Raw genomic sequence first — 19805 nt, forward strand, 5'->3', positions numbered from 1 at the left:
TGAGGACCCTCTGAACCCGGGCGGACGCCTTCGGATTCAGAGGAAACTCAGAGGAAGGGCGGGTCTCGGCACCGCGCACCGCGAGAGATGCTGGACGCATCATGGATACGCACTCCACCGGCCGTTTTCTGCTGCGACCTGACGGGACCCGGGTCCGCGTCCTCGTCGTCGACGACGAACCCGACCTGACCGAGGTGCTGTCGGGTGCGCTGGCTTACGAGGGCTGGGAGGTCCGTACCGCCGCCGACGGCGCGTCCGCGCTGGACGCCGCGCGGGCGTTCCGCCCGGACGCGGTGGTGCTCGACTGGATGCTGCCGGACACCGACGGACTTGCGGTGCTGCGCGCGATGCGGGCGGAGCTGCCGGATGTGTGCGTGCTGTTCCTGACCGCGCGCGACGCGGTGGAGGACCGGATAGCGGGCATCACGGCGGGCGGCGACGACTATGTGACCAAGCCGTTCAGCCTGGAGGAGGTGCTGGCCCGGCTGCGCGGACTGCTGCGCCGGGCCGGGATGGCGCGGGAGCCGGGCGACGACCGGCTGGTGGTCGCGGACCTGGTGATGGACGAGCAGGCGCGGGAGGTGACGCGCGGGGGTGTGGCGGTGGAACTGTCCCGCACCGAGTTCGAGCTGCTGCGGTTCCTGATGCGCAACCCCCGGCGGGTGCTGTCCAAGGCGCAGATCCTGGATCGGGTGTGGAGCTACGACTTCGGTGGTCAGGCCCATGTGGTCGAGCTGTACATCAGCTATCTGCGCAAGAAGATCGACGCGGGGCAGGCGCCGCTGATCCACACGGTGCGCGGGGTCGGCTACGTGCTGAAGACGGAGCCTTCATGAGGCGGCCGCTCACCAGGGGGCTGTCGTGGCGGCCGCCCCGTACGCTGCGTGCCCGGCTGACCGCGGGGCTGGTGGTGCTGCTGGCGGTGGCGAGTCTGGCGGTGGGGCTGACCACGGTGTTCGCCCTGGAGGGGTTCCTGGTGCGGCGGCTGGACCAGCAGCTCACGGCGGCCGGAGGCCGGTTCCCGGCCAGCCTGGAACACGGTGAGCGGCACCCCGATGCCGACAACGCGCCCGACACCCGCGGCCAGTCGGACCGCACCTTCGGCGCCCGGCTGCTGCGCGGCACGACGACCGACGCGGCGGTGGTGCGCGACCAGACGGACTCCGCCGTACCGCTGACCGGCGCCGACCGGCGGGTCCTGGCGGGGCTGCCCGCGGACGGCGACGGCCACAGTGTGCGTCTGTCCGCGCTCGGCGGCTACCGCGTGGTCGCGGTCCACGGAGACGACGGGGATGTCCTGGTCACCGGGCTGCCGCTGCGTCCGGTGGAGGAGACCGTGCACCGGCTGGAGATCGTGGAGAGCGTGGTGTTCGGCAGCGCGCTGCTGGCCACCGGGGTGGCCGGGGCGCTGTGGGTACGGCTGTCGCTGCGCCCCCTGCGACGGGTGACCACGACCGCCGCCGGGGTGGCCGAGCTGCCGCTGGCCAGTGGTGAGGTGGCCATGCCGCCGCCGGTGCCGGACACCGATCCGCGCACCGAGGTGGGCCAGGTGGGCACCGCGCTCAACCGCATGCTCGGGCACGTCGGGGACGCGCTGGCCCGTCGCCAGGCGAGCGAGGAGCGGCTGCGGCACTTCGCCGCCGACGCCAGCCATGAGCTGCGAACGCCGGTGGCCTCCGTCCGCGGCCACGCCGAGCTGGCGCTGCGCCATCCGGGCCCGGTGCCGGATGACGTGCGGCACGCCCTGGAGCGGATCCAGGCCGAGTCGGAGCGGATGTCCACGCTGGTGGACGATCTGCTGCTGCTCGCCCGGCTCGACGCGGGACGGCCACTGGCCCGGCGACCGGTCGATCTGACCCGGCTGGTGCTGGACGCGACGGGCGACGCACGGGCCGCCGGGCCGGACCACCGCTGGACGCTGGAGCTGGCCGAGGAACCGGTGACGGTCCTCGGCGACGCACACCGTCTCCAGCAGGTCGTGGGCAACCTGCTCACCAACGCCCGCACCCACACCCCACCCGGCACCCGGGTCACGGTCAGGCTCGCCGTGGCGGACGGCGCCGCCGAGCTGACGGTGGCGGACGACGGGCCTGGCGTCCCGGACGCACTCCGGAGCGAGGTGTTCGAGCGGTTCGCGCGCGCCGATCCCGGCCGCTCGCGGGTGGCCGGCGGAACGGGACTGGGGCTGGCGATCGTGCGGGCCGTGGTCGCTGCGCACGGCGGCACGATCACACTGACCAGCGGGCCGGGCGCCACCGCCTTCCGGGCCCGGCTCCCCTGCCGTACCGCGGCGTCCGATCCGGGCCGAACGGGCTGAACGGGCCGAACGGGCTGAACGCGGCCTTCGCGGGTCGCGGTCGGCGAAGGCCCTGCGAGGGCCCCTCCTCAGTCGTCCACCGGACCCATCGGGAAGATGGCCAGCTCGGCCATCCCGCGGTGGAAGCCCTCGTCGGAGAGGGGCTCCAGGGCGGCGGCGAGCCAGCGGTTGTCCGGGGACCAGCTGAGGGCGTCGACGTAGGTACGCATCTGGCGGCCAAGGATGATCTTCTTGTCGGCCATCCGCCACACGCACAGTTCGTGCGGGCGCCTCTCACGGAAGTCCAGGTAGCCCAGCTTGCGGCTGAAGCTGCCGACGGCCAGATAGCTGCCGTCCTCGTTCGAAGCGAGGGTGAACAGCCGTTCCGAGGCATCGTCGACCTTGTCGGTCACCTCGCCGGTCGCCGCGTCGACGACATAGAGGTTCTGCTGCGCGCCGAGGAAGAGCCGCGACGAGTCGCCGGAGAAGGCCGTGCACTGGATCGGGTCCCACTCACCGGCGTGGGAGACGCGGCGGAAGGGCTCACGCTCGTCGCCATGCAGGTCGAAGCCGCCCTCGCCCGCACGGTTCCGGCTGATCCGGTACGCGCCGTCGCGTGAGCGCAGATGCCCGAGCTGGAAGGGAGCCTCGGTCTCCGCCCGCCGGTCGACGTCGTAGGCCCACTGATTCCGCTCCTCCGGTCCGTCGCCGGTGCTGTAGCCCTTGACCACGAGGACGTGACCGCCCGGCACCCACGTCATCAGCGGCACGATCCAGTCACCGGCGTGGGTGTGCACCACCTCGCTCCAGTCGGCGGTGTCGTAGACCCACACCCGCCCCTGATCGCTGCACACGGCCAGATACTTGCCGTCGTCGGAGAAGTCCATCCCGTTGACGTGGTCGTACTTGACGCTGCCGGTGGTGGTCTCGAACGGCCGCAGGGTGACGGCCGGCCGGGCCAGATCGGGTATGTGCGGGGAGTCCTCGGCCGTCCAGCTGTCGCCGTTGAGCGGAAAGGCCGCCGAGCCCCAGCCGTCGCCCACACTCAGCGGCTCCAGCCACTTGCGGTCGGTGACCCGGATCTCGTACTCGGCCTGGATCAGCAGGTCCTCGTCCTTCCAGGCCCCGTCGCGCTCGTAGTAGAAGTCGTGCATGTCCGCCCACTGGTCGTCCGTGAGCGGGTCGTTGCGGAGCTCCACACGCTCGACCCGGGAGATGAACCGGCGGGCGTTGGTATCGGCCCATTCATAGTCGAGGAGCCGGCTGGTGCTCACGGCGCGCCCGAGCGGACCCGTGCGGTCGTCGCCGTCGCCCAGATAGCCGGACGCGGCCTCCCAGAGGAAGTGCAGGAAGGTGTTGGGCTCCTCGTTCGGCAGCGGGATGTGTGTGCGCGAGCCGACGTCGTAGTAGACGACGAACACCTTCAACCGGGCGCGGAGCTCATCCGGGTCCACGGCAAGAACCCGTACGCCGTACATGTCGGTCGACATTCGTCGTCCCCCTCTGGATGTCGTGGCGCCCCTGATACTTCCAGAGGGGTCTGACAGCGCTCCTTCTGGAAACACCTGAGGAGCGGGATCACTCGCACTGCCTCTGTGCTCCTCTTCACACTCTCCCCGCTTCCAGTAATTTACTAGGACGTCCTAGTATCTCTTAAGTCGGCGCCTCTGACCTGTCTGGAAGGCCCTCATGAGCGATCTGCACCGTCCCGTGCACCCCGTCCGCCTGGTTACCGCTTCGGCGCTGTTCGACGGGCATGACGCGTCGATCAACATTATGCGGCGGATCTTCCAGTCCCAGGGCGCGGAGGTGATCCACCTCGGTCACAACCGGTCGGTGCGGGAGGTCGTGGAGGCCGCGCTGGAGGAGGACGCGCACGGTGTCGCGGTCTCGTCCTACCAGGGCGGCCATGTTGAGTACTTCGAGTACCTGGTGGAGTCGCTGCGCGAGCAGGGCGCGGAGCACGTCCGTGTCGTGGGCGGTGGGGGCGGTGTGATCGTGCCCGAGGAGATCGACCGGCTGCGCGGCAGCGGAGTGACCATCTTCTCCCCGGAGGACGGGCAGCGGATGGGCCTGGCCGGGATGGTCAACTCGGTGGTGAAGGACTGTGACTTCGATCTCTGGGATCGGCAACCGGCTGATGTCGCCGCCGTGCTGGCGGGTGACCGGTTCGCGATCGCCCGCGCCATCACCGGCGCCGAACTCGGTCGGCTGCCGCAGGACTTCCTGGAGCAGTTGCGCGCCGCGGCCGGGGCGCGGGTCACCCCGGTGCTCGGCATCACCGGCACCGGCGGTTCGGGCAAGTCGTCGCTCACCGATGAGCTGGTGCGCCGCTTCCGCGTCGATCAGCAGGACAAGCTGCGGATCGCGGTGATCGCCGTCGACCCGACCCGCCGCCGCGGGGGAGGGGCGCTGCTCGGCGACCGCATCCGCATGAACTCCCTCGACGGCAACCGGGTGTTCTTCCGGAGTCTGGCCACCCGCGGCAGCCGTGAGCTGCCCGAGCACCTGTCCGACGTGATCGATGTGGTGAAGGCCGCCGGGTTCGACCTGGTGGTCGTGGAGACGCCGGGCATCGGCCAGGGCGACGCGGCGATCGTGCCGTTCGTCGACACCTCGCTGTACGTGATGACGCCCGAGTTCGGCGCCGCCTCGCAGCTGGAGAAGATCGACATGCTCGACTTCGCCGACGTCGTGGCGATCAACAAGTTCGAGCGGCGCGGCGCCAAGGACGCGCTGCGCGACGTGGGCCGCCAGCTGGTCCGCAACCGCGAGGCATTCGCCATGCGGCCCGAGGACATGCCGGTGTACGGCTCCTCGGCGGCCACGTTCAACGACGACGGCGTCACCGCGCTCCACCAGCATCTGAAGACCGCCCTGGCCGAGAAGGGTCTGCCGCTGGCCGAGGGCACCCTGGCGCCGGTCGACGTGCGCCACTCCTCCGGCATCCGGCAGGTGGTTCCCGCGGAGCGGGCGCGCTATCTCGCCGAGATCAGCGAGACGGTCCACGGGTACCACGCCGAGACCGGTCAACTGGTCGAAGCGGCACGGCGCGTGCAGCGTCTGGAGGCGGTCACGGCCGAGCTCGTCGAGGCGGGCTCCGATGCCGGGAACGTGCGGTCGCTGCTCGAGGACGCCCGCAGGCAGCTCCCGTACGGCATCACGGAGCAGATCGGGAACTGGCCCGCCGTCATCGCCTCCTACTCCGGCGATGAGCAGGTCGTGAAGATCCGGGACAAGGAGATCCGCACCAAACTGACCCGCGAGTCCTTGTCGGGCAACAAGATCCCCCGGGTCGCCCTGCCCCGCTTCACCGACCACGGGGAACTGGTGCGGTTCTGGCGCGGGGAGAACCTGCCCGGCCACTTCCCCTTCACCGCCGGGGTGTTCCCCTTCAAGCGCGACAACGAGGACCCGGCGCGGATGTTCGCCGGCGAGGGCGGCCCGTTCCGCACCAACCGGCGCTTCAAGCTGCTCTCCGAGGGCCAGCCGGCCACCCGCCTGTCCACCGCGTTCGACTCCGTCACCCTCTACGGCCGCGACCCCGACGAACGCCCCGACAACTACGGCAAGGTCGGCACCTCCGGCGTCTCGGTGGCCACGCTTGAGGACATGAAGGCGCTCTACGACGGCTTTGACCTCGTCGCGCCCACCACCTCGGTCTCCATGACGATCAACGGACCCGCGCCGACCATCCTGGCCTTCTTCCTCAACACCGCCATCGACCAGCAGATCGACCGGTTCCGGGAGACCGAGGGCCGCGAACCGTCGCCCGAGGAGATGGCCGAACTCCGTGCACACGCCCTGGGAAGCGTGCGCGGCACGGTGCAGGCCGACATCCTCAAGGAGGACCAGGGCCAGAACACCTGCCTGTTCTCCACCGAGTTCTCTCTGCGGATGATGGCCGACATCCAGGAGTGGTTCATCGCCCACAAGGTTCGCAACTTCTACTCGGTGTCCATCTCCGGCTATCACATCGCCGAAGCCGGCGCGAACCCCATCAGCCAGCTGGCCTTCACCCTGGCCAACGGCTTCACCTACGTCGAGGCGTACCTCGCCCGGGGCATGCACATCGACGACTTCTCCCCGAACCTGTCGTTCTTCTTCTCCAATGGCATGGACCCCGAGTACTCCGTCCTCGGCCGGGTCGCCCGCCGCATCTGGGCCGTGGCGATGAAGGAGAAGTACGGCGCGAACGAGCGCAGCCAGAAACTGAAGTACCACGTCCAGACCTCCGGCCGCTCGCTGCACGCCCAGGAGATGGACTTCAACGACATCCGCACCACCTTGCAGGCGCTCATCGCGATCTACGACAACTGCAACAGCCTGCACACCAACGCCTACGACGAGGCGGTCACCACCCCCACCGAGGACTCGGTCCGCCGGGCCCTGGCCATCCAGCTGATCATCAACCGGGAGTGGGGTCTGGCGATGAACGAGAACCCCCTGCAGGGGTCGTTCATCATCGACGAGCTCACCGACCTGGTGGAGGAGGCCGTACTCACGGAGTTCGAGCGGATCAGCGAGCGCGGCGGTGTGCTCGGCGCCATGGAGACCGGCTACCAGCGCGGCCGTATCCAGGACGAGTCGATGCTGTACGAGCAGCGCAAGCACGACGGCACCCTCCCGGTCATCGGCGTCAACACCTTCCGCAACCCGCACGCGGACACCGCCGAACCCGACGCGATCGAGCTGGCGCGCGCGACCGAGGAGGAGAAGAAGTCCCAGCTTTCGCGCGTACGGGATTTCCAGGCCCGCCACCACGAGACGGCCCACGCCGCACTGGCCGCCCTCAAGGACGCGGCCGTGAGTGACCGCAATGTCTTCGCCGTCCTCATGGACGCCGCCCGGGTCTGCTCGCTGCAGCAGATCACCGATGCCTTCTTCGAGGTCGGCGGCCAGTACCGCCGCAACGTCTGACCAGCCCAGGCACACCACTTACGCACCGGATAGGACCTCAAGATGGATCCCGTTACCCGTCTCGGCGTCGTCGGCTGTGGCCTCATGGGCTCCGGCATCGCCGAAGTCGCCGCCCGCCACGGCATCGATGTCCGTGTCGCCGAAGCCACCCCGGACGCCGTCGAGGCGGGCCGCCGCCGCCTGACCGCCTCCCTCGACGAGGGCGTACGGCGCGGCAAGCTCGGCGAGGAGCAGCGGGACCAGGCCCTCGCCCGGCTTTCCTTCAGCCACGACCTCAGCGACCTGGCCGACCGCCAGTTCGTCATCGAGGCCGTCGCCGAGAACCGCGACATCAAGACCGACGTCCTGCGCGCCCTGGACAAGGTCGTGGAGGACCCGGCGGCGATCCTGGCCACCAACACCTCCTCGATTCCCATCGTCGACCTCGCCGTCGCCACGGAACGGCCCGCCCAGCTCATCGGCATGCACTTCTTCAACCCGGTGCCCGTGCAGCAGCTGGTCGAGGTCATCCCCGCCCTCACCACCAGCCAGGAGACCGTGCAGCGCACCCGCGACGTCGTCCAGCGGCTCGGCAAGCAGGCCATCCAGGCAGCCGACCGCTCCGGCTTCGTCGTCAACGCCCTCCTCGTGCCCTACCTGCTGAGCGCGGTGCGCATGGTGGAATCGGGCTCGGCACGGCCGGACGACATCGACCGGGGCATGGAACTCGGCTGCGCTCACCCCATGGGACCGCTCCGACTCCTCGACCTCATCGGCCTCGACACCGCCCAGGCGGTGGCCGAGTCGATGTACGAGGAGTTCAAGGAACCCCTGTACGCCCCTCCCGCCCTGCTGCGCCGCATGGTCGCGGCAGGTCACCTCGGCCGCAAGAGCGGCCGTGGCTTCTACACCTACGACGGCTGAGGCAACGCGGGTCAGCCGTAGATATGGAACTCAGTATCACGGGCGAAGGAGCTGAGTTTCGCGGCCTCCGGGACCGGGCGGGCGGCGCGGAGTCAGCGATCGTCGAGAGTGGACTCGATCTCGCGGACGACACGCCACATCGGCGCCTTGCGCTTGGCGATCAGGACGACAACGTCGTCGGTTTCCTCCTCGTCGGGCCCCGTGGTCTGGCCCTCCGGCCCCCAGGAGCGCCGGACGAACTCCAGAGCCTCATCCATGTGGGCTGCGGGATGCTCCTGCCCGCCGGAGCGGAGCCAGGCGCGCAGCGCGTTGTTGTGGGCGGCCACCACGGAGGCGGCGATCACATCGGCGCGCAGCGTTCCGTCGGGTCTGTGCGCGAAGCGTCGCCGCAGGTAGTCGGCGAGGGTGCGTTCGTATCGCCACACCACGGACAACTCGTGATGACGGAGCCCTGGAACGCTCTTGGTCAGCCGGTATCTCTGCACGGCGAAGGCGGGGTTGTCCGCGTACATCCGCATGACGAGGCGCGCGGCATCGCAGACCTTGATCACTGGGTCTTCCTCGCTACTCCCCTCCTGCAGGAAGGCGGTCATCTCCGCCAGGCAGCCTTCGTGGTCGGGGAAGACCACGTCCTCCTTGGAGGGGAAGTAGCGGAAGAAGGAACTCCTGCCCACGCCCGCGAGCCGGACGATGTCATCGACCGTGGTCTGCTCGAATCCATGGGTGGTGAAGAGCTCGAATGCCGCGGCGACCAGGGCGTCCCGCTTCGGGCGCCTGCCGCTGACTGCCGGGCCGCTTTCCTGTGCCTCGCTCATGTTGGGGAACATAACACCGCCTCCCATCGCCCCCCGGCCGGTGAACTCGGTCGCCGTGATCTCTGGACAGGCGGGTTCATGGAACTCAGTGTGCATAATTAAGGTACTGAGTATCATCGTCTGGGCCCAAGCTGACTTCCTTCATGCCCCTGCCGGGCCCGTGACAGGGGCGGAAACCGAGGTGTCCCCTGCCATGAATCAGGATTTCGACCTCTACCGGCCGTCGGAGGAGCACGAGATGCTCCGCACGTCGATACGCTCGCTCGCCGAGACGAAGATCGCGCCATACGCCGCCGAGGTGGACGAACAGAGCCGCTTCCCGGCTGAGGCCCTCAAGGCACTGGTCGCCGCCGATCTGCATGCGGTGCACGTCCCCGAGTCCTACGGCGGTTCGGGCGCGGACGCGCTGGCCACCGTGATCGTCATCGAGGAGGTCTCCCGGGTCTGCGCCTCCTCCTCCCTGATCCCCGCGGTCAACAAGCTGGGTTCGCTGCCGGTGATCCTCTCCGGCTCCGAGGAGCTGAAGAAGCGGTACCTGGCCCCGCTCGCCAAGGGCGACGCGATGTTCTCGTACTGTCTCTCCGAGCCGGACGCGGGCTCGGACGCGGCCGGGATGAAGACCAAGGCGGTCCGCGACGGCGACTTCTACGTGCTCAACGGCGTCAAGCGCTGGATCACCAACGCCGGGGTCTCCGAGTACTACACGGTGATGGCCGTCACGGACCCCGAGAAGCGCTCCAAGGGCATCTCCGCCTTCGTCGTCGAGAAGTCCGACCCGGGCGTCTCCTTCGGCGCCCCGGAGAAGAAGCTCGGCATCAAGGGCTCCCCGACCCGCGAGGTCTACCTCGACAACGTCCGCATCCCCGCCGACCGGATGATCGGCGCCGAGGGCACCGGCTTCGCCACCGCCATGAAGACCCTCGACCACACCCGGATCACCATCGCCGCCCAGGCCCTCGGCATCGCCCAGGGCGCGCTCGACTACGCCAAGGGCTACGTCCAGGAGCGCAAGCAGTTCGGCAAGCCGATCGGCGACTTCCAGGGCGTGCAGTTCATGCTCGCCGACATGGCGATGAAGCTGGAGGCCGCCCGGCAGCTCACCTACGCCGCTGCCGCCAAGTCCGAGCGCGTCGACTCCGACCTCACCTTCTACGGGGCCGCGGCCAAGTGCTACGCCTCGGATGCCGCCATGGCGATCACCACGGACGCCGTCCAACTGCTGGGCGGCTACGGCTACACCCGCGACTACCCAGTCGAGCGCATGATGCGTGACGCCAAGATCACGCAGATCTACGAGGGGACGAATCAGGTTCAGCGGATCGTCATGGCCCGCAATCTCCCGTAGCGAGGCAGCAGCGGCCGGTGGTCTACTCGACGGCGTGGATCTCGGCCGCCGCCTCGTACGGAACCTCCAGTCCGTCCAGCAGGTCGAAGCGGACTGAGCGAATCTCACCGGAGAAGACACCGTAGGGCCTGCGGTAGGTCTCGACGACAGGCGTGCCGTGGTCGGACCCGACGTCCATGCCGTCGGAGAGCGAGAAGAGGAAGGGCACTGTCCGTTCTATCCGGCCTCGGGCGGCCTCCGCGCCGTCAACGCTCAGGACGGCTTCCGCCGGGCCGCCGTACCCCTTCCCCATGTACCTCATGTCGAGCGCAACTTCGTGACGGGGTCCGCGCAGGGCGGAGCAGGCCCGCACGAGGGTCCGCTCGAGGCCCACGAAGTTGTGGCAGTACACAAGGTCGCCGTCCTCGACGAACAGGGCCCAGCCGCCGAAACGCCCACCCTGCGCGACGAGCACCCCGTCACATCGTGAGAAGTCATCGGCCGACAGCGCGACCGCCAGCCGGAACGACCTGTTCTTGACGTTGGGAGCGGTACCCTCACCGAGTCCGATCGCGGTCGGAGCGAGCTCGACGGTTCCATGTTCGAGGAGATTGTCCGGCCGTCCGGCCAGCTCAGGGAGGAACCGCTCGAGATGGCGGTCGTCCAGTGGGTAGACGTTGTTTCGTACCGCATGCTTGTCGAAGAGCTCGATCATCTCGGCGAGCTTGTCCGGATGGTCGGCAGCGATGTCATGGGCTTGGCTCCAGTCACCCGGAGCGTAGAGTTCCCACACATCGTCCTTGAAGTTTCCGGAAGGGCCCACGCGGGCCTTCCACGGTGTGGCGTGCTTGGCGCACGCCCACCACCCGTCCGACCAGATCGCGCGGTTTCCGTGCATCTCGAAATACTGCGGCGGGTGGAAACTGGCCGCGTCCGCCTCGAAGGTGCGGAGCATGCTCACACCGTCGAAAGAGGGGATGTCCGTGTCGAGGCCGAGCATGTCGATCAGGGTCGGTGTGACGTCGACCACATGGTGCCACTGCGAGCGGAGTTCGCCACGGGCTGCGATGCCGTTCGGCCAGTGCACGACGAGCCCTTGCCGGGTCCCGCCAAGATGTGACGCGACCATCTTGGTCCACTGGAACGGTGTGTTCATGGCATGCGCCCAACCCACCGGATAGTCGTTGTAGGCGTACTCCGTGCCGATGGTGTCGATGCTCTCCATCATCTCGTCCGGTGTCGGACGGATGCCGTTGAGCGCGGCGTTCTCATTGATCGTTCCGTGAACGCCTCCCGCGATCGCGGCACCGTTGTCGCCGAGAATGTAGAAGATGAGCGTGTTGTCGAGCCGGCCGGAGGCGCGCAGGCTTTCCACCAGGCGGCCCACCTGCGCATCGGTGTGCTCGGCGAAGGCCGCGTAGACCTCCATGAATCGTGCGGACAGCCGCTTCTCGTCATCGGTGAGCTCGTCCCAGGCCGGTATGTCATCGGGGCGAGCGGTCAGGTCCGCATGCTCGGGAACGACACCGGCTGCCTTCTGGCGCTCCAGTGTGCGCTCACGGGTGACGTCCCAACCGTCGTCGAACTCACCGCGGTACCGATCGAGCCATGAGTCAGGAACCTGATGGGGAGCGTGTGTCGCTCCGAAGGACAGATAGACGAAAGCCGGTTGGTCGGACGGAGTCCGCATCCACTCGATCGTTCGTCCGACGAGGTCCTCGCTGAGGTGATAGTCGGGGACGTCGGGCGGATCGACCGGCTGGGTCCCATGGGTGAGGGTCGGATGGAACTGGTCGGTGTCCGCGGCGACGAAGCCGTAGAACTCGTCGAATCCCTCGCCGGTCGGCCACCGGTCGAAAGGCCCCGTCACCGGGTCGATCTCCCAGTCCGGAGTCTGGTGCCACTTTCCGAACGCCGCCGTCCGATAACCCCCGCGGCGCAGGAGTTCCGCGATCGGGGTGGCTTCGATCGGCCTGATGGACGAGTAACCCGGAACCGACACGGCACGGTCGGTGATGGTGCCCATGTTCACGGCATGATGGTTCTTGCCGGTCAGCAGCGACTGCCGGGTGGGCGAGCACAGGGCCGTCGAATGAAACTGGTTGTAGGCCAGGCCATTTTGGGCGAGCGCCTCGGCGGCAGGCATCCGGCAGGGTCCTCCGAATGCCGACGATGTGCCGAAGCCCATGTCGTCCACCAGGATCAGCACGATGTCGGGACGGGTATCCGGGTCTGTCATGAGGTGCCCTTCTTGCCGTACTCATCCTGTGCGACCTTGAGCAGGTCGGCGTACACGGACTGATTCTCGGGCGCGGACTTCTCGGTGAGCCCGAGTTCCGCCGAGGACTTGCTGTAGTCGCCGACGCCGTGGGGAGTGACCGTCCACGGCTGGTCACGGACGGCGCGCAAGAGCAAGTCGTGGTTGGCGCTCGGCCCGAAGAGTTCGTCACTCACCAGCTTCAGCGCCTCATCGGGGTGATCCTCGACCCACCGGACGGCCCGTGCGAGCTGACGTACGAAGCCCTTCGCGAAGACCTGGTTCCTGTCCTTGAAGCGCGAACGCGCCACGGGTCCGACGCCGAGCAGCCCGGCCGGAAACACGTCCGAGGATTTGAGGACTGGCCGAGCGCCGAAAGCCTCCTCGAGGTACAGGCTGGGAGACGTGGCGGTGTCCGCGTCTATCTGGCCCGCCTTGAGCGCCTGCACGGCGCTGGGGGCGTCGAGGGTCGCGAAGCGCTCGTCGAGCGCGGTGCCGTCGCCGAGCTTCCTCTTGGCCGCGAGCTTGACCATGAAGGCCTGGGGGGAGTCCGGTGCGATCGTGCTGATTCTCGGATTGCGGGCGGCGAGTTTCTCGAACGACGTGATCGCGGGATCCTTGACCATGATCGAGGCGTCGAGGTCGGCATTCGACATCATGTACTTCCAGTCGAGTCCTCTGACCCGGCCGACATTGAACGCCCCCACCCCGATCATGCCGATGTCGATGTCGCCGGACAGCATTCCGTCACGGATCGCCGCGCCGCTGGCAAGCTGTGTGAAGCTCATGTCGGTTTTGGGGAACTGATTTTTGAGCCAGCCCTTCTCCTTCATCACCAACAGCGGAACGTACATCACGGACTGCTGGTACCCGATGGTGACCGAGCTGGGCACCCCGCCTCGGGACGGCTTTTCGGGCTTGGCGCAAGCCGCGAGGGGAATGATCAAGAGCACCGCGAGCGACACCAGGACCCCTCTGCGGCCTGCGCGCCGGCGTCCCGGCCGGGACGCGGGAGAGCTGGGATGGAACATCTGCACTCCGATCAGTGGCGTGGAATGACGCCCGGACAAGCGTGAGCGGCGCACTACTTGGAAGAGACCTGCATTCCCCACTGACGAACGGTGACGCGCTCGATAAGACTGAACACCCATTCGAGAAGGACGCCGACAAGGGCGATCGTGGCGAGGCCCGCGAAGATGTTGGCCACTTCGAGGAAGAATCGCTGCTGGTTGAGGTAGAAGCCGATGCCCCCGCCCTTTCCGGATGCCCCGAAGACCAGCTCGGCGCCGACGATGGTGCGCCACCCGAAAGCCCAGGCGGCGCGGAAGCCGGCCAACATATAGGGCAATGAACCCGGGAGCATCACCGCGACAACCTCGCGGAGTCCCCGGAGACCGATATTGCGAGTCACCGCACGGATGGTCGGACTGATGGTCTCGACGCCGGTCCGCAGGTTGTAGGCGATCGGCCAGATGACCGCGTTCAGCAGAACCACGATGAGCGCGGTCGACGAGATACCGAACCAGAGCATCGCGAGCGGGAGGATCGCCAGCCCCGGGACCGGGCTGAGGATGGCACCGGTAAAGGTCAGGACGTCGGATCCGATCTTGGTCCAGTGCGCCCACATCGTGAGCGCGATGGCGGCCAACGCACCGATCACGAAGCTGATTCCGAGCACTCGGAGGGTCGTGAGAGTCGCGTTGAGGATCGTGCCGTCGACCCATCCACTCGCCAGGTGCCGGGCTACGTCGGCGGGCCCGACCATGAGCAGTGGGTCGACACCGGAGAGGGTCACATAAGCCTGCCACGCCCCGATCAGCACCAGCGCCAGGATGCCCAGACGCAGCCACGTGGGGAGGGCGCCCCAGCCCCGCCGGCGAGCGCGTGTCGCCGAGGAACGTTTGCCGTGGTCGGCCGGACGTGAGGTGGTGAGGCTCATCGGTCGTCCTCCTTGGCCGTGTGTGCGCTCGCGAGCATCGACTTGAGCCGCGCTTCGACGGCTGACCGGTCGCCCGCGGGCGTGTGCTCGCGGCTGATGCGCCCCACTACCCGGCCCGGCCGCCCTCCGCCCAGGACGACGACGGAGTCACCGATGAGTGCCGCCTCGTGGATGCTGTGAGTGACGAAGATGACCGTCGTGCCGAGCTCCGTCGTCACGGTGCGGAACTGCTCCTGGAGCCGGTCACGTGTCTGGGCGTCCAGGGCGCCGAAGGGCTCGTCCATGAGAAGGACGCGAGGCTCCAGCGCCATCGCTCGTGCGATCGCGACACGTTGCTTCATTCCGCCCGACAGCTGATGCGGATACTTGTCCACCGCGTCCCGGAGCCCCATCATCTCGAGGTGGACGAGGGCCTTTTCCCGAGCTTGCGGCTTCTTTCCGCCGTTCACGACCAGCGGGTACGCCACGTTCGCCAGGACGCGCTTCCACGGGAAGAGCTGATCGAACTCCTGGAACACGAAGGCGCGGTCGGGGCCGGGCCGGCTCACCACATCGCCTCCGACGCGGATCTCGCCGCGGGCCGGTGCGTGGAATCCACCCACGGCCCGCAGCAGAGTCGACTTCCCGCAGCCGGACGGTCCCAGCAGCATGCAGCGTTCACCGCTGCCGACCGAGAGGTTGACATCTTCCAGGACCGGGTCGGCCGATGCATCGCCGTACGCCATCGTGACGCCGTCGATCTCCAGCAACACTCCTCGATCCCCGGCTCGCGCCTGGTCGGATCGTTCCGGCCACGTTGCCGTCATGTCGCCCCTCTCGTCTGGGCTTTGCGATGGAGCCACTTTGGGATCCAGAACGTAGGAGCCGGGTTCGACGCTGTCAACGGTTTCTGCGCAGGTAGACGCGATATGGCAAGCTGCGCGGCGTCTACATTTTGGATACAGAATGGGTCGGGGGGCGGACACTATGCTGGTCAGGGAGGTTGAGATGATGGTCCGACCACAGGCGCGCATCCGGGTGAGACTCGCCGACGAAGTCGCTGATGTGCTACGCGAAATGATCTACTCTGGGGCGTTGGTGCCCGGCGAGAAGCTCAAGCAGCAGCGCCTGTCCGACGAACTCGGCGTCAGCCGCACGCCCCTGCGTGAGGCCTTCCGGATGCTCGAGCAAGAAGGCCTCGTGCGAGTGGACTCCCGACAGGGTGTGCGGGTCATCGCCGGGGACACGGAGACGCTGTTGCAGGCATACGCGGTCCGCGAGGTCGTGGACGGTCTGGCGGCGCGGCTCGCCGCCGAGGAGAGGACGTCCGAGGACGTCACCGAGCTGCACGAGATCGTCGATCAGCAGCGTGCGTCCATCCGTCCATGGAGATCCGAGCGCTACACACAGCTCAACGTCGCCTTCCACGCGCGCATCATGTCCGCGAGTCACAACGACTTCGTCGTCGCCCAGATGCCTCTGCTCCGGCTGACCGCTCGTGTCTTCTCACCGTTCGCACTGCTGGAAGTGGGGACGGCGGCAAGGGCGATCGAACAACACGTCCAGATCCTCGCCGCCATCGAGTCCGGCGCCCCGGAGGAGGCCGAGCAGGCCGCTCGATCCCATATCCGCGCCACGACCGATCGCCTGGAGCGTATTCGGTGAACGCCCGGGTTCGCTGAGGCTCAGCGGCTCCGTTCGCGCAGCCGGTGCGGATGAGCCGGATACACGCCGAGGACGCGCACCTCCGAAGAGAAGAAGTGCAATTCCTGCAGGGCGAGGTCCACGCGCGGATCGTCGGGATGTCCCTCGACCTCGGCGTAGAAGCCGCTGGCGTTCAGGCCGGCGCCCATCTGGTAGCTCTCGATCTTGGTGAGGTTCACGCCACTGCTCGCGAACCCACCGAGCGCCTTGTACAAGGCGCTGGGGACGTTGCGCACGCAGAAGAACAGACTCGTCATGGTCGGTTCCTCCGTGTTCGCCGGCACGGTGGTGTCCCGGGAGAGGATGACGAATCGGGTGGTGTTGTCGGGATCGTCCTCGACCTTCGGCTTCAGGACCTCCAGGCCGTGGAGAGGGGCCGCCGCGGGTGGGGCGAGCGCCGCGTGTCTGGCGTCGCCCAGCTCGGCCACTTCACGGGCCGCACCCGCCGTGTCGTCACTGACGACAGTGCGCCAACCGCCCTCGCGCAGGACTTTCCGGCACTGCCCCAGGGCATGGATATGGCTGCGTACGTACACCACCTCGTCGAGGGGTGTGCCAGGAACGCCCATGAGGTCGAAGTGGATGGGCAGGAAGTACTCGGCGACGATGAAGAGGCCCGACTCGGGAAGCAGGTGATGCACGTCGGCGACACGGCCCGCCGCCGAGTTGTCGATGGGAATTACCGCCGTGTCAGCGGTGCCGAGCGTCACGCTGTCCAGGGCTTCCTCAAAAGTGGTGCACGCCAGTTCCCCGGCCCCCGGAAACAGGGTGAGGGTCACGGTCGCAGAGTTGGACCCCGGCTCACCCTGGTATGCGACGGTTGTCACGTTGTCACTTTCTGCGATGGAGATCTGTTACCGCACCTCAGGCCACATCCTAAGCCACGGCTTCGACCAGCTGGGACGGTGGGCGGCAGGCGCCGAGGATGTGGCCGCGAGGCCGGTGGTGTCAGCAGGTGGAATTGGTCTGGGTGAGCAGGCCGAGGCGCCACGGCAGGGTGTTGTAGTCGCCGCTCGCGGCCGGGTCCTTGCCCTGGTAGAGGTACTGGAGTTTGCAGGAGGGGATGGTCAGCGTCTGGTCGTAACCGGCGCGGATCATCTCCCCGTGGCTGAGGTCCTTCGTCCAGGCGCCGGACGGGAAGGTGGTGTTGTTGGCCCGGGCGAAGGGGTTGCCTTCGGAGGTGGCCAGCGGTGTCCATGAGCCCGCGATGCTGCCCGAGGTCCAGGACCGGAAGTAGCGCCGGCCGTCCGAGCCGATCGCCTCGACCATCAGCAGATACTGGTTGCCGCCCTGCACCTTGTAGACATTGCTCGCCTCGAACAGGGCGTACTTGTTGGAGTCCTGGGCCGCGATGACGGTGTTGGTGAACCCGTTCGGGAACTGGGCCAGGGTCGTCTGCGAACGGTACAGATGCCCGTTGTCATCGGAGGAGAACAGGTAGCAGTTGGCGCTGTCACAGATCACCCACATGTCCACCCAGTAGCCGCTGCCGATGTTCTGGCGGATGATGTCCGGCATCGACGAGTAGAAGTTGCGCGGGGCGCTCCAGCCGGTTGGGGTTGCTGATGTCGGTGTTCGTGGAGTACGAGGCGTTGCCGGTCTGGTAGACCAGGTACCAGGTCTTCTGCGGTGCGAAGTAGAACACCTGTGGCGCCGTCCGGTACCCCGTGCCGATGGCGCCGCGGTCCAGGTAGTGGTGCGTGGCCGAGTTGGCCTGGGACCAGTCGGTGAAGCTCAGGTACACCAGGCCGTATCCGGAGGAGCCGGCGACACTGGCGAACACGTGGTAGTTGCCGTTGTAGTAGACGACCGACGGGTCCTTGAGCCCGGCGATGCTGTGGGTCGAGTCCGGCTTGGGGGGGCATCAGCACGCCGCTGGAGCTCCAGGAGAAGGCGGACGGCAGCGCGGTGTCGGACGTGGCCGGCCGTGCCGCCGAACCCGGTAGTGCGGCCGTACTCCGTTTCGCGGTGCCGCCCAGTGCGGTCAGTACGGATTGATAGGCCGGCTTCTTGTTGCCGCCGCGGTCGAACAGCAGCGGGTTCTCCCCGGCGCGCCACGAGTCGCTGTCCCGGATGCCCCAGACGGTGATGCCGGTGCAGCGCGAGACGTTCATACACGCCCTGACCGTGTTCGCGTACGCGGTCGTCGGCGCCTGTGCGATGTCCAGTTCGGTGATCTGCACGTCCACACCGAGGGCGGCGAAGTTGGACAGCGTGGTCTGGAAACTCGTCGGCGGGCCACCGGTGCCGAAGTGGGCCTGGAAGCCGACGCAGTCGATGGGCACGCCGCGCGACTTGAAGTCGCGCACCATCCGATAGACGCCCTGGGTCTTGGCGTCGCTCCAGTTCTCGATGTTGTAGTCGTTGTAGCACAGCTTGGCCGAGGAGTCGGCCGCCCGAGCGGTGCGGAACGCCTCCTCGATGAAGCCGTTGCCCGGCAGGTTCTGGAACACCGAGGGGCGGTGCTGGCCGCTGCCGCCGTCGGCGAACGCCTCGTTCACCACGTCCCAGGCGAGGATCTTGCCCTTGTAGTGGTTCATCGTGGTGGTGATGTGGTTGTTCATCACGCCGCGCAGGGTGTTCGCGTCGGTGATGGAACTGACCCAGCTGGGCAGCTGGGAGTGCCAGACCAGGGTGTGGCCGCGTACGCGCTGTCCGTGCGAGGCGGCCTGGCCCACGATCTGATCGGCGGGGCCGAAGTTGAACGAGCCGCGGGACCGCTCGATGGTGTCCCACTTCATCTCGTTCTCCGGGGTGACCGCGTTGAACTCCCGGTTCAGGATCGTCGAGTAGGTCGCGTCGCCGAGCTTGCCGGCGGCCACGGCGGTGCCGAAGTACCGGCCGGACTAGACGGCTTGGGCGCCCAGGGTGGTGGCTCGGGTGGCATCGGGCGCGGCGTTCGCGGTTCCGGGTACCGCCATCGCGACGGCGGACAACAGCCCGAGCGCCCACGCTCGGGGTCGGCCACGTGGCCCACGTCGTCCACGCGGGCCACGTCGGTTCGGAAGGTTCATCTCTCTCCTTGGGGGTCAGGGCTCCCGTGGGAGCGCTCCCCAAAATGGCCCCATGAGTGCACCTTCGTTCGGGTAGTCGAACGTCAACTGATCTGTCGGATGCCATGGGATGGTAGACGCCTCACGCGAAGCGTCAACGCTTTTGGTGCCATGATGTTTTCGCCGACGGCGCCAGCGGTATCAGTGGATCAACGCGCGCTTCCTGGCGCGGAGTTCGGTCACATAGCCCGCGCCGATGGCGAGCAACGCACCGGACAGGGCGAGGAGCAGGGCCGTCCAGTTCATCCACGCGTAATTGGGATCGCTGGAGTAGGCCGTACCGTCGTCGAGGACGCAGTCGAAACGAAGCGGCAGGTAGGAGGACCGGTGATGGGAGAGGTGCTGAACCGTGTCCGGGTCGAAGCCCTCGCGACAGGCCGGAGCCGGCACTGAGTCGGCGCCGTTGTTGAACTCATGCTCGGACGTGAGAACGGCGAAAAGTCCCAGGACATAGATGGACGCCGCGGCGGCGGCAGCCAGCCATGAGCCGCGCCGCATCAGATGCACCGGCCACGGCTGGGGCCGCCCCGGAAGTGCCATCGCGACGACGCCGAGCAGGGCGATCAGCGCGCCGAAGGCGCATAGCGCGGAGATGCCGAGACCCACGATCATGAC

14 protein-coding genes and 1 pseudogene are annotated in these 19805 nt (G+C 67.7%); 6 read left to right on the plus strand and 9 right to left on the minus strand.

Annotated features, from left to right (window positions below):
• Window positions 1-101 precede the first annotated feature (101 nt).
• Together LIV37_RS48905 and LIV37_RS48910 are read left to right on the plus strand one after the other, a co-directional pair.
• Entirely contained in the window at window positions 102-836 is a 735-nt protein-coding gene (locus tag LIV37_RS48905) for a response regulator transcription factor (RefSeq protein ID WP_020874506.1), read from the plus strand.
• Complete coding sequence (locus LIV37_RS48910) at window positions 833-2317, plus strand: sensor histidine kinase (protein ID WP_020874507.1); 1485 nt, start codon at window positions 833-835, stop codon at window positions 2315-2317. Before LIV37_RS48905 ends, LIV37_RS48910 begins: the two co-directional genes overlap by 4 nt.
• A gap of 68 nt (window positions 2318-2385) precedes the next feature.
• Here LIV37_RS48910 and LIV37_RS48915 read toward each other — a convergent pair whose 3' ends face one another.
• Window positions 2386-3786 (minus strand): WD40 repeat domain-containing protein, encoded by a 1401-nt coding sequence (locus LIV37_RS48915; protein ID WP_020874508.1) that lies wholly within the window; start codon window positions 3784-3786, stop codon window positions 2386-2388.
• Window positions 3787-3985: 199 nt separating this feature from the next.
• Here LIV37_RS48915 and icmF point away from each other — a divergent pair, with 199 nt between their 5' ends.
• Both icmF and LIV37_RS48925 read left to right on the plus strand, forming a co-directional pair.
• Window positions 3986-7216 (plus strand): fused isobutyryl-CoA mutase/GTPase IcmF, encoded by a 3231-nt coding sequence (gene icmF, locus LIV37_RS48920; RefSeq protein ID WP_020874509.1) that lies wholly within the window; start codon window positions 3986-3988, stop codon window positions 7214-7216.
• A 42-nt stretch (window positions 7217-7258) separates the two neighbouring features.
• Window positions 7259-8119: a 3-hydroxybutyryl-CoA dehydrogenase gene (locus LIV37_RS48925; RefSeq protein ID WP_020874510.1), complete on the plus strand. Its 861-nt coding sequence runs from the start codon at window positions 7259-7261 to the stop codon at window positions 8117-8119.
• Window positions 8120-8211: 92 nt separating this feature from the next.
• Here the strand turns inward: LIV37_RS48925 and LIV37_RS48930 are convergent, their stop codons facing one another.
• Window positions 8212-8934: a TetR family transcriptional regulator gene (locus LIV37_RS48930; RefSeq protein ID WP_121826697.1), complete on the minus strand. Its 723-nt coding sequence runs from the start codon at window positions 8932-8934 to the stop codon at window positions 8212-8214.
• A 193-nt stretch (window positions 8935-9127) separates the two neighbouring features.
• On the opposite strand from LIV37_RS48930, the gene LIV37_RS48935 reads away from it, so the two are divergent.
• Entirely contained in the window at window positions 9128-10279 is a 1152-nt protein-coding gene (locus LIV37_RS48935) for an acyl-CoA dehydrogenase family protein (RefSeq protein WP_121826474.1), read from the plus strand.
• Between the two features lie 22 nt (window positions 10280-10301).
• Here LIV37_RS48935 and LIV37_RS48940 read toward each other — a convergent pair whose 3' ends face one another.
• The 4 genes from LIV37_RS48940 to LIV37_RS48955 form a co-directional block, all read right to left on the minus strand.
• Window positions 10302-12497 (minus strand): arylsulfatase, encoded by a 2196-nt coding sequence (locus LIV37_RS48940; protein ID WP_020874512.1) that lies wholly within the window; start codon window positions 12495-12497, stop codon window positions 10302-10304.
• On the minus strand, window positions 12494-13480 hold the full coding sequence (locus LIV37_RS48945; protein WP_158634998.1) for an ABC transporter substrate-binding protein: 987 nt from the start codon (window positions 13478-13480) through the stop codon (window positions 12494-12496). The genes LIV37_RS48940 and LIV37_RS48945 overlap by 4 nt, the downstream gene beginning before the upstream one ends.
• A 119-nt stretch (window positions 13481-13599) precedes the next feature.
• Window positions 13600-14454: an ABC transporter permease gene (locus tag LIV37_RS48950; RefSeq protein WP_020874514.1), complete on the minus strand. Its 855-nt coding sequence runs from the start codon at window positions 14452-14454 to the stop codon at window positions 13600-13602.
• Window positions 14451-15203: an ABC transporter ATP-binding protein gene (locus LIV37_RS48955; protein WP_020874515.1), complete on the minus strand. Its 753-nt coding sequence runs from the start codon at window positions 15201-15203 to the stop codon at window positions 14451-14453. Before LIV37_RS48955 ends, LIV37_RS48950 begins: the two co-directional genes overlap by 4 nt.
• A gap of 217 nt (window positions 15204-15420) precedes the next feature.
• Here LIV37_RS48955 and LIV37_RS48960 point away from each other — a divergent pair, with 217 nt between their 5' ends.
• Window positions 15421-16098, plus strand: a complete 678-nt coding sequence (locus LIV37_RS48960; protein ID WP_208929140.1) for a GntR family transcriptional regulator — start codon at window positions 15421-15423, stop codon at window positions 16096-16098.
• Between the two features lie 20 nt (window positions 16099-16118).
• Here the strand turns inward: LIV37_RS48960 and LIV37_RS48965 are convergent, their stop codons facing one another.
• From LIV37_RS48965 to LIV37_RS48975, 3 genes and pseudogenes are all read right to left on the minus strand, one after another.
• Window positions 16119-16964: a prephenate dehydratase gene (locus tag LIV37_RS48965; RefSeq protein WP_121826471.1), complete on the minus strand. Its 846-nt coding sequence runs from the start codon at window positions 16962-16964 to the stop codon at window positions 16119-16121.
• 121 nt (window positions 16965-17085) lie between these two features.
• Window positions 17086-19151: pseudogene (locus tag LIV37_RS48970) on the minus strand (glycoside hydrolase).
• A gap of 180 nt (window positions 19152-19331) precedes the next feature.
• Window positions 19332-19802, minus strand: a complete 471-nt coding sequence (locus LIV37_RS48975) for a hypothetical protein (protein WP_020874518.1) — start codon at window positions 19800-19802, stop codon at window positions 19332-19334.
• Window positions 19803-19805: the final 3 nt, after the last annotated feature.

This window comes from Streptomyces rapamycinicus NRRL 5491 (assembly GCF_024298965.1).
Lineage (GTDB): Bacteria > Actinomycetota > Actinomycetes > Streptomycetales > Streptomycetaceae > Streptomyces > Streptomyces rapamycinicus.